This window comes from Comamonas sp. lk (assembly GCF_900564145.1).
GTDB lineage: Bacteria > Pseudomonadota > Gammaproteobacteria > Burkholderiales > Burkholderiaceae_C > Comamonas.
Map to the genome: position 1 here is coordinate 946,819 of NZ_UOOB01000001.1, position 18,513 is coordinate 965,331.

Below are 18,513 nucleotides of genomic sequence, written 5' to 3' on the forward strand. Positions count from 1 at the left end.
TCAACCATGAATCGCAATTCCCGCCGCCTCCTCAAGCTCGCCAACCGTCTGCGCCGCAAGCAACCCAATAATCTGCCTGCGCTCAGCACGCTGGCCATGGTGATCGGCTCGCTGGCCTCAGGCGGGGTGCACGCCAATCCCAGCGGCGGCAATGTGGTGGCGGGATCGGCCAACCTCATCGATCGGGGTAACGGCACGCTGGACATCAACCAGTCGACCAATAAAGCGATCATCAACTGGAGAGATTTCAGCATCGGGGTCAACGAGACGGTCAACTTCCGTCAGCCCGGCAGCAACAGCGTCACACTGAACCGCGTGGTCGGCAATGATCCATCGGCTATCTTCGGCCGACTCAATGCCAACGGCACAGTCATGCTGGTGAACCCGAACGGGGTGATATTTGGCAAGGATGCACGCATCGATGTGGGTGGACTGCTTGCCTCCACTGCAAACATCAGCGACAAGGATTTCCTGGCGGGCAAGTACCAGTTCAGCGAGGCTTCGTCCAAGGCGAATGCCATGATCGTCAACGAAGGCGCGATCAGCATCAAGGACAGCGGCCTGGCCGTGCTGGTAGCACCCGCAGTCCGTAATTCGGGCGTGATTGAAGCCAAGCTGGGCGGCGTGGCGCTGGCCGGCGCCAAGACCTTTGCGGTGGACTTCCATGGCGACGGCCTGCTGAGCTTCGACGCCACCTCGACCGTCAGCGCCTTGCCCAAGGACGCCGACGGCAAGCCGGTCTCGGCTCTGGTCGCCAATCATGGCGTGATTCGCGCCGATGGTGGCACGGTCCTGATGACGGCACGAGCCGTCAAGGGCGTGGTTGACAACATCGTCAACACCGACGGCATCATCAGCGCCAAGACGGTGGGCATGCAGAACGGCAAGATCGTGTTGTCCGGCGGTGATGCCGGCACCGTCACGGTGGCCGGCACGGTGGACGCTACTGGTACCGGCGCTGGCGAGCGCGGCGGCAAGTTGGTGGTCACCGGCGAGCATGTGGATGTGGCGCGCGGCGCCGTCATCGATGTGTCCGGCACTTCCGGCGGCGGCGAAATCGCACTCGGCAGCCTGGGCGTTGCGCCCGACGATGGCTCGGCTGCGTTCAGCGGCAAGTCGTCCACCGTCAAGGTGGCGGCAGGTGCCACGCTCAAGGCAGATGCGCTGGTCAACGGCAAGGGCGGCAACGTCACGATGTGGTCCAATGATGCCACCGCGTTCGCCGGCAGCCTGTCGGCCCGTGGCGGTGCCGAAGGCGGCGACGGTGGCTTCGCCGAAGTCTCCAGCAACAAGAACATCGGCCTGACCGGTTCGGCCGATCTGCGGGCGCCCAAGGGCAAGACCGGTCTGCTGCTGATCGACCCCACCGATCTGCGCATCGTCGACTCGGGCAGCGGTGGCTCGCAGGACGGTAACGGCGGCGACGGAACCATCAACAGCGGCGATGCCAACGCGGCCAACAACACCGTGTCGCGCGGCTTGCTGGAAAGCCTGGCCGGCACCACCAACATCAAGCTGGAAGCCACGGGTCAGATCACGGTCGCAGACATGGCGGCCATCAATCTGAAGACCACTGCTGGCCACAGTTTCACGATGCGGTCGACCCAGACGGGTGGCATCCGTTTCGAAAACTCGAACACCGAGATCAGCACCCAGGGCGGTGCCATCACGCTGGAAGCGCTGGGCGTGGGCAGCACGCTGGACAACATCGGCAAGCTGACGAGCCGTGGCGGCGCGATCACGTTGAATGCCACTGGTGATATCAACCTGGCCAACCTCATTGACGCCGGCAGCGGCGCGGCGCTGGTGCGCACCAGCGCGGGATCCATCCACAACACCGGTGGCGCCAATCAGGTTGTGGCGGGCAACACCGTCAAGCTGGATGCCAGCGGCGGCAACATCGGTGATCTGGCAGCGGCGGTCAGTACCGAAACGGCTCAGCTGTCTCTGGCCACCGGCGGCAATCTGGCCGTAGCCAACCGCCAGACGCTGACTTCGCTTGACATTACCAGCCGCCATGCGCAGTCGGGCGTGAACAACAGCTATCAGCTCACGTCGGCTGGCGGCATGGATTTTTTCCTGACCGATAACGGCAGCTACCAGCTGAGCACGGTCAATCAAAACGGCTTGAATTTCTCGTTCACTGGTGACCGCACGATCAATGTGGGCGGCATCGGTTTGGGCAGTGGCACCTTGGTGCTGACCTCTACAGCTGGCAACATCCTTGGTGGCCCTAGCGGGTTGCTGAATGCCAGCCAGATCACTTTGAGCGCTGCGGGTAGCAACGGCTACAACGGTGCCATTGGCTCTTCGGCCCAGGCGCTGAATACGCAAACCACCGTCCTGACCGCAACCAGCGGCAGCGGTGGTGTTTACGTGAGCAACATGGGTAGCCTTGCTCTGCGTTCCATCGAGACCACCGGCAATCTGCTTGCGCAGACCACCGGCGATCTGACGCTGGGCGCTATCAAAGCGGGCGCATCCGCCTCCCTGATCTCGCTCTCCGGCAGCATTGTTGACGATGGTAGCGACGCCACCATCGTCTCCACGCCGTCGCTGACGCTGTCGGCGCAGAACGGCAGCATCGGTGGCGCTGTCCGCGCCCTGAAGACCAACGCCAGCACCCTGTCCGCCAACGCGGGCGTGGGCGGTGTCTATCTGGACAGCAGCAACGCCAACCTGAGCATCACGCAGGCACAGGCCAGCAATGGCCCGATCACGATCACCGGCGCAGGCGGCCTATGGGCCAACAATGTCGGCTCCGGCAACGGTGCCATCAACCTTACCGGCAACAGCATCTTCGCGGGCCAGGTCAATGCGGGCTCGGGCAACGTCACGTTGACCGCGCGCGCCGGCAGCATTACCGGCAACTCGGCATCTCTGGTCTCCGGCAACATCGTCACGCTGCTGGCTCCGGCGATCAATAGCTCCTACACGGTGGGTGCTGCGGGCAACTCTCTGCGCACGGCTGCCAGTGAGCTGCGCGCTACGGGCGGCAGCATCTACATCAACCAGGCCCAGGGTTCGGTGCTGCTGGGCGATCTGAAGGCCGTCAACGGTATCAACATTGCCGGTCTGGGGAATCTGATCGCAAACAAGCTGGATGCGGGCAGCGGCACACTCACGCTCAATGCCCAGGGCGGCAGCATATTGCGCGCCAATGCCAACAGCGAACTGACGGGCAGCAGCATTGACCTGCGGGCCCAACAGCATCTTGGCACGGGCAGCGAGCACCTCAAGACCAATACGGCCAATCTGACGCTGGCCAGCGGCGGCGACATCTATGTTGATAACCCCGGCAAGACGCTGACCAACCTGACGATCAGCAATTGGCATGCCGACCCCGCCCGGCGCAACACGCTGCAGGTGGCTGCGCCGTTCCTGAACTTCGATATCAACGACGACCTGGGCAATGCCTACGAGCTCAAGCAAGTCTATAGCTCGCTGCTGAGCCAGTTCTCCTTTACCGGCGATCAGAATCTGAAGCTGGGCAATATCCGTACAAACAGTTCCGTCACGTTGCAGTCGACAACGAGCAGCATCCTGGACGACGGCATTGCCGATACGCGTGTCACCGCCAACAGCGTCTCCCTGACTGCCAACGATTTCATCGGCACCAGCACTGACCGCGTCGAAGTCAATGCACCCAACCTGTCGCTGACCACGCGCGGCAACCTCTACCTCACGGACATCGCTGATCTTTCTTCGCTGACGGTGAACGCGCGCCACAAGGGGCTCGACGACCGCTATGTGCTTGACGTGCGTGCACCGTCGCTGCTGCTCAACATCACCGATGATGCCGGCGGCCACACCCTCCACGAGGTGCGTGACAGCAATTCGGCGAACTTTAACTTTACCGGCGACCGCGACATCACGGTCGGCAGCATCGATGTCGGCTACAGCGGCAGCATCACACTGAACGCCGCGGGCAACATCCGTGATGACGGCAACAAGCAGACCCGGCTGCTGGCCAATTCTGTGTATCTTTATGCCGGCAAGGCGGTAGGCGCCAGTGGCGCGGGCCACCTGGACATACTGACCGGCTATCTGGGTGGTTCGGCTGGCAATGGCGGTTTCTATGTGCAGCTGCCCAACCCTAGCGGCTCCGGCAACACTACCGGTGTCATTTGGCTGAGCAGCATCTCGGCCAGCGATGCCGTGCAGATCGACGCACGCCAGGGCGACCTGATGGTGGCCAGCGGGATTTACAGCTGGAGTGGCGATGTCACGCTGAACGCAGCCAGCGGTTCCATCCTGAGCAACGGTTCAGGCAGCGTGTACGCCGGTGGCGGAGATATAGCGCTGACGGCCACGGGCGCCATCGGCGGCCTGTACGGAGGCAGCCTGCGCTATGTGGGTGTGAGCGGCTCCAATCTCGTCAATGTCGTGGCCAACGCGGGTGGCGATATCTACCTGAACGGCACCTCCGGCAACATTAAGCTGGCCTCGCTGACGGCGGGTGGCCAGATCGGCTACACCCAGTCAAGCGGCTCCACCACGGTGGGCAGCGTGCAGGCTGCAGGGCCGGCCAGCTTGGTCAATAGCTCGGGCTCGATTCTTGACGACGGCGATGCCGCCACCAAGATCCAGGCCAGCAGCATTGTCTTGTCGGCGAGCGGAGCGTTGGGCGCAGCCGGCGCGGCGCTCACGCTGCAAGCCCCCAATGTCAGCCTGACCAGCGGCAGCAATATCGTTGTCGACAATCTGGCGGGCCTGGAAAAGCTGGCGATCACGCGCAACGGTTCGTCCTACGGTACCTATGCGATCACGGCGCCCAATCTTTCGGCCTTCACGTTGACGGATGACGCCAGCGGCATCCACCTGAAGGATATCGCCAGCTCGACCCACCTGGACTTTGGCTTCACCGCCAACAGCAAGAACCTGCTGGTCGGTAATATCGACACGGGCGCAGGCGGCAAGGTCAGTCTGGTTTCGGCCGGCAATATCGCCAACGATGATCTGGCCAGCCCCGGCGCCATCCGTGCCGCGACGGTGGCGCTGACGGCGGGCTCGGGCGGCTCCATAGGCTCGTCGGTCACCGGCGGCAAGCTGGCTCTGACCGGCACCTCGGCGCTCAGCCTGACCGCAGGTAACAACATCTATGTCGGCAGCGACACTGTGCTGAGCAGCCTGGCCATCAACAGCCTGAAGGCCGCCGGCAGCGCAGCCAGCTTCGACATCAGTGGCGGGCCCGGCCAGATCATTCGCATCAGCGACAACGGCAACACGCAGTACCTGGAGCAGATCACTGGCGGACTGACGGACTTTGGCTTTACCGGTCAAAAGAACATTCAGGTGGGCGCCATTACCGCCTCCAGCTCGGTCAGCCTGACCACGGCCAACGGCGGCGTCAATTCCAGCATTACCAGCGATTCCGGCAGCGGTCGCATTACGGCCGGCACGGTCACGCTGTCGGCCACCGGTAGCGACAGTTACTTTGCGCGCGATGCCAATACCGGCGCCATCGGCAGCAGCTCCCGTGCCCTGCGCACGTCGACGAGCAACCTGAAGATCGCCAACAACGGCGACATCTACCTGAACAATGGCGGCCTGGCGCTGAGTAGCGCTGATCTGACCCTGACGCGCCGCAACGCGAACGACAGCGTCAACTTCGACACCAACGCCTATTCCTTCGGCGGACTGGGCAGCCAGTCGTTGACTATCTCCGGTGGCACGAACCTGACTATCGCCGCCAACATGGTAGGCGCTTCGCTGGCCGTCAATGCCGACTCCGCGATCACGGCAGGTACGATCAATACCGGTACGACCGGGTCGGTCACGTTGACTTCGCGCTATGCCAACTTCGATCTGGCACCGACCATTGGCGGCAGCGGCCTGATTACCGGCAATAACGTCAGCCTGAATGCGTTGGGCATGAATGGCCGCGTGACGGCGAACACCAGCACCAACAACCTGTCGATTGCCTCGGCGGGCAATGTTTCTGTCAGTAACAACAAGCAGCTTGCATCGCTATCACTGACGGCGAACCACAACAACAGTACCGGCGCGAGCACCAACTCGTACAGCATCGCGGCCAACGGCCTGACGTTCTCGCTGACCGATTCGAACGGCGTCAACGGCCTGACGCTCAACAACGTTTCTACCCTCGGCAATCTGGCGCTGTCCATTGCGTCGGACCGCACGCTGACCGTCAACAACGTCAGCACGGGTACCGGCGGCTCGGTCACGCTGGCCAGCAGCGACAACATCTACGGCAATAGCTTCAGCGCGAGCAGCCCCAATATCACCACGGGCGATTTGACGCTAAACGCTTCCACGGTGACGGGCACTTATGGCAGCAATCAGCCGCTGTATACCAGTGCAAACACGCTGTCATCGAACATTCGCAGCAGCCTGTGGGTTTCGAATAACAAGGACTTGACGCTGCGAAATAACAGCGCCACCTACTCTGCGCGGGTGGAAGTCACCAACGGTTCCCTCTTGCAAGGTGCGGGGGGCAGCTTTGTGACCCCCTCGTTGACGCTGATGGCCGCGCAGTCCATCGGCGCGGCAGGCAACGCGGTGCAAGCCGATACGCGGAATCTGACCACGCGGACGGGCAAGGACCTGTACCTGAACAACGCATCGAACCTGTTCAGCTTGAACGTCACGGCCAATCATGCGAACCAGGCGCTGGACAACGTGGTGCAGGTCGCGGCCCAGGGCCTGACGTTCGACGTCACGGATACGGGCGCCTACAACCTGTTCGACGTGCGCGACACCACCGGTCTGAACTTCTCGTTCTCCGGTGACCGTACGGTCAACATCGGCAATATCGACACAGGCCCGGCCCATAGCGTCAGCCTGGCGGCCACCGGCGCGGGCAGTAAGCTGCTGAATCTGTCGCCGACGTCGCATGTGACGGGCGACTCGGTCTCGTTGTCCGCCACCGGCCAGATCGGTGCGGATGTGTCCGACAAAATCCACACCACGACCACCGAACTCAACCTGACCGGCGGCAGCCACATGTTCGTGGACAATGACCGCGACCTGGCCAGCCTGTCGCTGTACGCGACCGGCGTCGCACCGTCCACCTACGACATCACATCGAATGCATTGACGTTCGATGTGGTTCACAACGGCCGTCTGAAAGTCAACGAGGTCCGCGACAACACCGGCCTGAACCTGGCACTGTCCAGCAGCGTCGGCCAGGACATAGGCATCATCGACACGACCTCCGCCGGTACCGTTCGCCTGACCTCTTACAGCGGCAGCATCCTGGGTAGCGTCGATGACAGCCAGCGTATCACCACCGGACAGGCGTCGTTCACGACCTGGGGTTCGGGCGCTATTGGCGCCGTTGGGCGCGAGATCAATCTGTCCGCGCCTATCGTCAACCTCCAGAACTCCGGCGATGTCTATATCGATTCCGACAGGCACATCGATGCGCTGACGCTGTACTCGACGGGCAACGCCGCACGCAGCTACAGCATCAGCTCGCCGACGCGCGAGGGCACAAGCAGCAACTTCACGGCTACCGACGGAGGCAGCGCCAGTGCTGCTGGTCTGGTGCTGGGCAATATCACCGACGCGGGCGGCCTGAACCTGTCCGTCAGCAGCGACCGAAGCATCACCGTCGGCACCATCAACGTCGGCTATGACAACGTCTCGCTGACCTCGCGCGGCGGCTCCCTGCTGGGCGATGGCAACAGCAATACCAAGATTGACGCCGCATCGCTGACGCTGTACGCCAACAATGCGATTGGTGCCGCGGGCACTGGCAACGCCATCGACACCCGCGTCAGCACGCTGACTGGGAACGCCGCCAATGGCGGCGCATTTATCACGGTGGAAGGCAACACCAGCCTGCCGAGCCTGACGTCCACGGGCGCAAGCTCCGTCAGCAACACCGTGGGTGACATCGAACTTGGTAGCGTCAATACCAACGGCAACGCGTTCACCGTCAACAATACCGGCGGCTCCATCCTTAGTGGAACGATCAGCAATGCCACCACCGTCAATCTGACGGCCAACGGCTCGATAGGCAACAAGAGCGCCATCCGGACCACCAACGTCTCAGGCGGCACGACTGTCGTCACGCTGAGCGCTCACAAGACGGATCGAGCCGACGGCAGCATTGCGTTGACCGAGACTTATGGCCTGCAAGCAGCCTCGGTCACTGCCGACGGCAACATCACGCTGTCCGCCGACACCAGCAGCAGCGGCCGTAACTTGACTGTGGGCACCATTACGTCGACTGGCGGCGACGTCGCGCTGTCGACGTCGCGCGGCAGCATCGTCGGTATCAACAACAGCAACCTGATCACCGGCAAGAGCGTCAGCCTGACGGCCAACTATGGCACGTCCAGCATGATTGGCGCGTCGAACGCCGCTCGTCTGCACCTGAACACCGAGAAGCTGGCGATGGCCACGCCCGGCAGCATCTATGTCGACAACCTGGCCGATCTGTCCGACCTGACCATCATCCGCAATAACGCGCAGGGCTCGAACCTGGGCAGCGCCGGCTTCCTGACCATCGACGCCAAGAACCTGACGTTCAGCGGCGCCGACAGCAGCAATGCCACCGCGCTGACCATCGTGCGCGACACGACCGGCCTGAACTTCACTTACCAGGCGGTCGGCGCGATCAACGTGCACGACATCGACGTCACTCAGAACGGTTCGGTCAACCTGTCGACCAATCCGTACTACACCACCGGCGGCTCCATCCAGGGCATGACCGACAGCTCGAAGATCACGGCGGGTGACCTGACGCTGTCTACGGCATTGGGTAGCACGCCCAACGCCATCGGCTCTGCCAGCCGAGCGCTGAACACGCAGGTCAAGAATATCTCTGCGACCGCCACTGGTGGCATCTGGCTCAAGCAGACTGGCTCGATCAATCTGGGCAACCTGAGTGCGGGCGGTGACCTGTCGGTCACCACGACCACCGGCGACATCCTGGTGGGGGCCGTCCAATATGGCACCAATGGCACTAACAACACGCTGAACCTGAACGCCCAGACCGGCAGCATCCTGTACGGCGGCGGTACGCTCTCGGGATCGGGCTATGGTGGCATCACCCTGCGGGCACAGAATGGCATTGGCACCAACGATGCAGCCATCAAGATTGCCGCACCGAACAGCCCGGTGTCGGCCACCGTCACCGGCAATGGCTCGCTCTACCTGGAAAGCACCAGCAGCTTGTTAGGCGGCCTGACGACGTCCGTCGCCAATGGTGAGACCCGCGTCACGGGCAGTGGTAGCCTTGTGCTGACCAGCATGAGCTCGGGCACTGACGTGGCCAGCAACAGCATCTCGGTCAAGACCACTGTGGGCAATATCACCGTCAAGAACGTACAGGCGGGCACGACTCAGGGCCAGATCACACTGAATGCCGAGAATGGCTCCATTCTGGCTGATGCGGCCGGAGCCTCCATCAAGGCGTACGGCGTTTCGCTGAACGCCGGCAGTGGTATCGGCTCCAATACTGCCCGCATCAACGCCACCGGCCAGCGCGTGGAGGCCACCACCAACGGCGCCATGTACTTGGCGGCGGACAACAACTCCGTCTACTCGTACCTGTCGGGCAATGTCATCGATATCGCGGCTGCGGGCAATCTGCAGATTGCCAACGCCCTCGCCAGCAACGGTACGATCAAGATCGTCGGCAATGGCACGAACAGCCAATTGGTGGCCGGCAATATCAACGCGGGTATCGGCAGCGTCAATATCGACTACAGCAAGGCCGGTAGTACCATTGTTGATGACCGCGAGGCATCCACGCGCATCATCGGCAACTCGGTCACGCTCAAAGCCGCTGCAGGCATCGGTGGCGCCTCGGGCTCGGCCGACAACATGCAGACGACTGCTGCCAACCTCACGGCAGAAGTTACCGGCAACGGCTCGATCTACCTGGATGACAATCGCACGGCCGGCACGACGCTGAATTCGGTCTTTACGCAGAACGGCGCCATCGGTATTACCACGGCCGGAAACACCCTGGTCAACAGCGTTATTACCGGGACCAACTCTGCGGCGAACGATATCTCGATTGCCGCGTCCAATGGTGAGTTGTTGATCAATACGATCGACGCCAAGCAACTGGGCGACGTCACACTCAAGGCAGCTGGCTCCATCCTGGCAACGGGGAGCGCTAGTAAAATTTCCGGCAACCGCTTGACGGCCACGGCCGGCGGCAGCATAGGCTCTGCCAGCAGTCTGGGCGATGGCCTGGGCGGCACGGCCTTGCGCACCGACCTTGCATCGCTGGGCGACCTGTCTACAGGCGCCGATGCTGCGGTCATCGTGCTGAACAACGTGGGCACTCGCGCCCTGACGATCACCGGCAACATCACCCAGACGGGCGATAACAGCTCAGTCTACATCCGCTCGTCCAGTGATCTGGATGCCCGCTCGGGCCTGTCCAGCACCGCTGACAACCTGCTGTTGTCCTCGGGCGGCACGCTGACCGTCGCCAGCGCCGGCGTTCAGGCCAATGACACGGTCACCCTGGTGGGAGCCGGCGATGTGGTTGCTGCGGGCACGACACCGCGCAACATCACCATCAAGGGCGATAGGCTGAATTTCACGAGCGGTGCTGCGGGCGGCAGCACCGTGTTGACGACGGATGTCGCCAACGCCAACGTCAGTCTGATCGGCAGCACGACACCTGCCAATCTGACACTGAACAACACCGGCGTGCTCACCGCGTCGCTGAACACGGCCAACGGCAACATCAAGGCCACCGCTACCGACACGCTGAACGCGTCGGCTGTGGCCAGCGGCAACAGTCGTACCATCGACCTGAGTTCGCAGCACGGCAACGTGGCATTCGGCTCCATCAATGCCGGCGATGCTAGCGGCACCATCATCCTGGCGGCCGCCGAGGGTTCGCTGCTGGGCGCGAGCACCAAGCTCACGGCCAACAGCCTGGATCTGACCAGCAAGACCGGCATTGGCGCCCAAGGCGCTCACTTCACTACGACGGCCCGCAACCTCAAGGCCAACGTTCTCGGCGCCGGCGATATCTATGTGGACGCCAGCGGCCCGCTGACGCTGGGCCGCGTGGCCACGGTTGATGGCAACGTCGGCATCACCTCCACGGGGAATTTGATCAGTGCCGTTGGTCTGTCCGCCGGCAACAGCGGTGTCAATGGCAATCTCACGCTGGCTTCCACTGCGGGCAATGTCAGTATCAACCACGCCATTGCCAAGACCGAGGTTAACAAGCTGACGGTAAGCGGCGCGCAGATCGGGGTGGCAGCAGCCAGCACCGCTGGAGAGCAAACCTACAACGGCAATGTCACGCTGAACGGCGACCTGAGCGGTGCGGCAATCGATATCCATGGCAGCGCCACATTGGCCGGCGGAAAGCGGACCCTGACTGCCAGCGGAGCCAATGCTGATGTCAGCATCACGGGCGTACTGAATGGCGGAGCCCAACAGGCGGTGATCACCGCCACTGACGGCGATGTCTCTCTGGGCGGCAATGCCACGAATCTGGCCAGCTTGACCATCCACGGCGCCAACATTGGCTTGCAAAGCGTCACTACGACGGGCGCGCAGCAGTACAACGGCGACACAACGCTGCGTGGTCAATACATTGCAAGCAACGGTGCCTTCGGCATCGATGGCGCCGCCATTTTGGGCAACGCTGTCAGCGTTGCCACCGGCTCCGGTGCGGTGAGCTTCAAGGACAATGTGTCCGGCACCCATGCGTTGACCGTCACCACGACGGGCACCACGACGTATGACGGCACTATCAACGTGGCCGAGCTGAACCAGTCGGGCAATGGCCTCACCATCCTCAATGGCGGCAGCGTCGTCACCACGGGCACGCAGACATACGGCGGCCGAGTGCTGCTGGGTGACGACACGACACTGGCCGGAACCAGCGTTAGCCTGCACAACGGAGCAGACGGTGCCCACAAGCTGGAGATCGATGGCACGGCCTCACTGGCAGGTGCCGTCGGCGCAAACACCCAGCTGACCAGCCTGACCCTGAACGGCCCCTCCACGCTGAATGCGAGCAGCATCGCCACGACCGGCAATCAGCATTACAAGGGTGATGTCCTGCTGAGTAGCAACCAATCGCTGTCCACCACTACCGGTAACGTCACGTTCGACGGTGCGCTGGATGGTGCACGCAATCTGCTCATCACTTCGACAGCGGGCGGTGATGTGAGCTTGAATGCTGTAGGCCGGTCTGGCCAACGCTTGGGCAGCGTGACGATCAACACCGCCGGAGCCACCGTCTTCAAGGACGCGGTTTACGCCGCATCGGTGCAGACCGACGCCCCCGGCACGCTGGCCCTCAACGGCGCTCTGGTCGACACCACGGGCACGCAGTCCTATGGCGAGCTGGCCGTGCTGGGCGCCAACACTGTCTTGAAGGGCAGCACTGTCACCCTGGCCCAGGGCGCAGACTCGGTCAACGAAACCCAGGGCCTGACCATCACCGGCGACGCTGTGGTCAACGGTGCACTGGGTGCGGGCAGCCATGCCCGCCTGGCTTCACTGGCCATCACTGGCATGTCCACGCTGAGTGGCGGCAGCATCCAGACCGTGGGGGCACAGACCTACCAAGGCCAGGTCACGCTGTCCAAGGATCTGGACATCCACACCGCCAATGGCGGCGTTACGTTCAACAGCACCGTTGCCAGCGCCACCGGCCAGGCCAACGCTTTGACGATCGCTGCCGGCAGCGGCAACGTGAACCTGGTGGGTGCCGTGGGCAACGCCACCACCGGCCGCCTGGGCGATGTGCAGGTCAACAGCAGCGGTGCCACCACACTGGGCGGTGCGGTGTACGCGGCTTCGCTTGCCACCGATGCCGGCGGCACGCTGGCCCTCAACGGCGCTCTGGTCGACACCACGGGCACGCAGTCCTATGGCGAGCTGGCCGTGCTGGGCGCCAACACTGTCTTGAAGGGCAGCACTGTCACCCTGGCCCAGGGCGCAGACTCGGTCAACGAAACCCAGGGCCTGACCATCACCGGCGACGCTGTGGTCAACGGTGCACTGGGTGCGGGCAGCCATGCCCGCCTGGCTTCGCTGGCCATCACTGGCATGTCCACGCTGAATGGCGGCAGCGTCCAGACTGTGGGTGCACAGACCTACCAAGGCCAGGTCACGCTGTCCAAGGATCTGGACATCCACACCGCCAATGGCGGCGTTACGTTCAACAGCACCGTTGCCAGCGCCACCGGCCAGGCCAACGCTTTGACGATCGCTGCCGGCAACGGCAATGTGAACCTGGTGGGCGCCGTGGGCAACGCCACTACCGGCCGCCTGGGCGAGATCTCCATCGCCAGCAACGGCGCCACCACGCTGGGCGGTGCGGTGTACGCGGCTTCGCTTGCCACCGATGCCGGCGGCACGCTGGCCCTCAACGGCGCTCTGGTCGACACCACGGGCACGCAGTCCTATGGCGAGCTGGCCGTGCTGGGCGCCAACACTGTCTTGAAGGGCAGCACTGTCACCCTGGCCCAGGGCGCAGACTCGGTCAACGAAACCCAGGGCCTGACCATCACCGGCGACGCTGTGGTCAACGGTGCACTGGGTGCGGGCAGCCATGCCCGCCTGGCTTCGCTGGCCATCACTGGCATGTCCACGCTGAATGGCGGCAGCGTCCAGACTGTGGGTGCACAGACCTACCAAGGCCAGGTCACGCTGTCCAAGGATCTGGACATCCACACCGCCAATGGCGGCGTTACGTTCAACAGCACCGTTGCCAGCGCCACCGGCCAGGCCAACGCTTTGACGATCGCTGCCGGCAACGGCAATGTGAACCTGGTGGGCGCCGTGGGCAACGCCACTACCGGCCGCCTGGGCGAGATCTCCATCGCCAGCAACGGCGCCACCACGCTGGGCGGTGCGGTGTACGCGGCTTCGCTTGCCACCGATGCCGGCGGCACGCTGGCCCTCAACGGCGCTCTGGTCGACACCACGGGCACGCAGTCCTATGGCGAGCTGGCCGTGCTGGGCGCCAACACTGTCTTGAAGGGCAGCACTGTCACCCCGGCCCAGGGCGCTGACTCGGTCAACGAAACCCAGGGCCTGACCATCACCGGCGACGCCGTGGTCAACGGTGCACTGGGTGCGGGCAGCCATGCCCGCCTGGCTTCGCTGGCCATCACTGGCATGTCCACGCTGAATGGCGGCAGCGTCCAGACTGTGGGTGCACAGACCTACCAAGGCCAGGTCACGCTGTCCAAGGATCTGGACATCCACACCGCCAATGGCGGCGTTACGTTCAACAGCACCGTTGCCAGCGCCACCGGCCAGGCCAACGCTTTGACGATCGCTGCCGGCAACGGCAATGTGAACCTGGTGGGCGCCGTGGGCAACGCCACTACCGGCCGCCTGGGCGAGATCTCCATCGCCAGCAACGGCGCCACCACGCTGGGCGGTGCGGTGTACGCCGCTTCGCTGACCGCCGATGCCGGCGGCACGCTGGCCCTCAATGGCGCTCTGGTCGACACCACGGGCACGCAGTCCTATGGCGAACTGGCCGTGCTGGGCGCCAACACTGTCTTGAAGGGCAGTACCGTCACCCTGGCCCAGGGCGCAGACTCGGTCAACGAAACCCAGGGCCTGACCATCACCGGCGACGCTGTGGTCAACGGTGCACTGGGTGCGGGCAGCCATGCCCGCCTGGCTTCGCTGGCCATCACTGGCATGTCCACGCTGAATGGCGGCAGCGTCCAGACTGTGGGTGCACAGACCTACCAAGGCCAGGTCACGCTGTCCAAGGATCTGGACATCCACACCGCCAATGGCAGCGTTACGTTCAACAGCACCGTTGCCAGCGCCACCGGCCAGGCCAACGCTTTGACGATCGCTGCCGGCAACGGCAATGTGAACCTGGTGGGCGCCGTGGGCAACGCCACTACCGGCCGCCTGGGCGAGATCTCCATCGCCAGCAACGGCGCCACCACGCTGGGCGGTGCGGTGTACGCCGCTTCGCTGACCACCGATGCCGGCGGCACGCTGGCCCTCAATGGCGCTCTGGTCGACACCACGGGCACGCAGTCCTATGGCGAACTGGCCGTGCTGGGCGCCAACACTGTCTTGAAGGGCAGTACCGTCACCCTGGCCCAGGGCGCAGACTCGGTCAACGAAACCCAGGGCCTGACCATCACCGGCGACGCTGTGGTCAACGGTGCACTGGGTGCGGGCAGCCATGCCCGCCTGGCTTCGCTGGCCATCACTGGCATGTCCACGCTGAATGGCGGCAGCGTCCAGACTGTGGGTGCACAGACCTACCAAGGCCAGGTCACGCTGTCCAAGGATCTGGACATCCACACCGCCAATGGCAGCGTTACGTTCAACAGCACCGTTGCCAGCGCCACCGGCCAGGCCAACGCTTTGACGATCGCTGCCGGCAGCGGCAACGTGAACCTGGTGGGTGCCGTGGGCAACGCCACCACCGGCCGCCTGGGCGATGTGCAGGTCAACAGCAGCGGTGCCACCACACTGGGCGGTGCGGTGTACGCGGCTTCGCTTGCCACCGATGCCGGCGGCACGCTGGCCCTCAACGGCGCTCTGGTCGACACCACGGGCACGCAGTCCTATGGCGAGCTGGCCGTGCTGGGCGCCAACACTGTCTTGAAGGGCAGCACTGTCACCCTGGCCCAGGGCGCAGACTCGGTCAACGAAACCCAGGGCCTGACCATCACCGGCGACGCTGTGGTCAACGGTGCACTGGGTGCGGGCAGCCATGCCCGCCTGGCTTCGCTGGCCATCACTGGCATGTCCACGCTGAATGGCGGCAGCGTCCAGACTGTGGGTGCACAGACCTACCAAGGCCAGGTCACGCTGTCCAAGGATCTGGACATCCACACCGCCAATGGCGGCGTTACGTTCAACAGCACCGTTGCCAGCGCCACCGGCCAGGCCAACGCTTTGACGATCGCTGCCGGCAACGGCAATGTGAACCTGGTGGGCGCCGTGGGCAACGCCACTACCGGCCGCCTGGGCGAGATCTCCATCGCCAGCAACGGCGCCACCACGCTGGGCGGTGCGGTGTACGCGGCTTCGCTTGCCACCGATGCCGGCGGCACGCTGGCCCTCAACGGCGCTCTGGTCGACACCACGGGCACGCAGTCCTATGGCGAGCTGGCCGTGCTGGGCGCCAACACTGTCTTGAAGGGCAGTACTGTCACCCTGGCCCAGGGCGCAGACTCGGTCAACGAAACCCAGGGCCTGACCATCACCGGCGACGCTGTGGTCAACGGTGCACTGGGTGCGGGCAGCCATGCCCGCCTGGCTTCGCTGGCCATCACTGGCATGTCCACGCTGAATGGCGGCAGCGTCCAGACTGTGGGTGCACAGACCTACCAAGGCCAGGTCACGCTGTCCAAGGATCTGGACATCCACACCGCCAATGGCGGCGTTACGTTCAACAGCACCGTTGCCAGCGCCACCGGCCAGGCCAACGCTTTGACGATCGCTGCCGGCAACGGCAATGTGAACCTGGTGGGCGCCGTGGGCAACGCCACTACCGGCCGCCTGGGCGAGATCTCCATCGCCAGCAACGGCGCCACCACGCTGGGCGGTGCGGTGTACGCGGCTTCGCTTGCCACCGATGCCGGCGGCACGCTGGCCCTCAATGGCGCTCTGGTCGACACCACGGGCACGCAGTCCTATGGCGAACTGGCCGTGCTGGGCGCCAACACTGTCTTGAAGGGCAGTACCGTCACCCTGGCCCAGGGGGCAGACTCGGTCAACGAAACCCAGGGCCTGACCATCACCGGCGACGCTGTGGTCAACGGTGCACTGGGTGCGGGCAGCCATGCCCGCCTGGCTTCGCTGGCCATCACTGGCATGTCCACGCTGAATGGCGGCAGCGTCCAGACTGTGGGGGCACAGACCTACCAAGGCCAGGTCACGCTGTCCAAGGATCTGGACATCCACACCGCCAATGGCAGCGTTACGTTCAACAGCACCGTTGCCAGCGCCACCGGCCAGGCCAACGCTTTGACGATCGCTGCCGGCAACGGCAATGTGAACCTGGTGGGCGCCGTGGGCAACGCCACTACCGGCCGCCTGGGCGAGATCTCCATCGCCAGCAACGGCGCCACCACGCTGGGCGGTGCGGTGTACGCGGCTTCGCTTGCCACCGATGCCGGCGGCACGCTGGCCCTCAATGGCGCTCTGGTCGACACCACGGGCACGCAGTCCTATGGCGAACTGGCCGTGCTGGGCGCCAACACTGTCTTGAAGGGCAGTACCGTCACCCTGGCCCAGGGGGCAGACTCGGTCAACGAAACCCAGGGCCTGACCATCACCGGCGACGCTGTGGTCAACGGTGCACTGGGTGCGGGCAGCCATGCCCGCCTGGCTTCGCTGGCCATCACTGGCATGTCCACGCTGAATGGCGGCAGCGTCCAGACTGTGGGGGCACAGACCTACCAAGGCCAGGTCACGCTGTCCAAGGATCTGGACATCCACACCGCCAATGGCGGCGTTACGTTCAACAGCACCGTTGCCAGCGCCACCGGCCAGGCCAACGCTTTGACGATCGCTGCCGGCAGCGGCAACGTGAACCTGGTGGGTGCCGTGGGCAACGCCACCACCGGCCGCCTGGGCGATGTGCAGGTCAACAGCAGCGGTGCCACCACACTGGGCGGTGCGGTGTACGCGGCTTCGCTTGCCACCGATGCCGGCGGCACGCTGGCCCTCAACGGCGCTCTGGTCGACACCACGGGCACGCAGTCCTATGGCGAGCTGGCCGTGCTGGGCGCCAACACTGTCTTGAAGGGCAGCACTGTCACCCTGGCCCAGGGCGCAGACTCGGTCAACGAAACCCAGGGCCTGACCATCACCGGCGACGCTGTGGTCAACGGTGCACTGGGTGCGGGCAGCCATGCCCGCCTGGCTTCGCTGGCCATCACTGGCATGTCCACGCTGAATGGCGGCAGCATCCAGACCGTGGGTGCACAGACCTACCAAGGCCAGGTCACGCTGTCCAAGGATCTGGACATCCACACCGCCAATGGCGGCGTTACGTTCAACAGCACCGTTGCCAGCGCCACCGGCCAGGCCAACGCTTTGACGATCGCTGCCGGCAGCGGCAACGTGAACCTGGTGGGTGCCGTGGGCAACGCCACTACCGGCCGCCTGGGCGAGATCTCCATCGCCAGCAGCGGTGCCACCACGCTGGGCGGTGCGGTGTACGCGGCTTCGCTTGCCACCGATGCCGGCGGCACGCTGGCCCTCAATGGCGCTCTGGTCGACACCACGGGCACGCAGTCCTATGGTGAGCTGGCCGTGCTGGGCGCCAACACTGTCTTGAAGGGCAGCACGGTCAGTCTCTTGAGCGGCGGCGACGGCGCGCACGAGCTGACCATTGACGGCGATGCCGTGCTGAAGGGCGTGTTTGGCAGGCAGGACGCGCTGGCCAGCCTGGCGATCAATGGAGCGTCCAGCCTGGATGGCCGCGTCACGACCACGGGCAACCAGTTGTACAAATGTTGATTTCCACCCACAAGTGACCCACTAGCCCCTGGCTTTTCCATCTCAACCTGACCCACGCATTAACCCTAGCCTGCTGCTTTCTTGTGCAGC

At 64.0% G+C, this 18,513-nt stretch carries 1 protein-coding gene; it reads left to right on the forward strand.

Annotated elements, in window-relative coordinates; translation table 11 throughout:
- The first annotated feature begins 6 nt into the window (after nucleotides 1-6).
- A complete protein-coding gene (locus tag EAO39_RS04260; protein ID WP_120966306.1) occupies nucleotides 7-18,423 on the forward strand; it encodes a filamentous hemagglutinin N-terminal domain-containing protein in 18,417 nt (6,138 codons plus the stop codon).
- Nucleotides 18,424-18,513 lie beyond the last annotated feature (90 nt).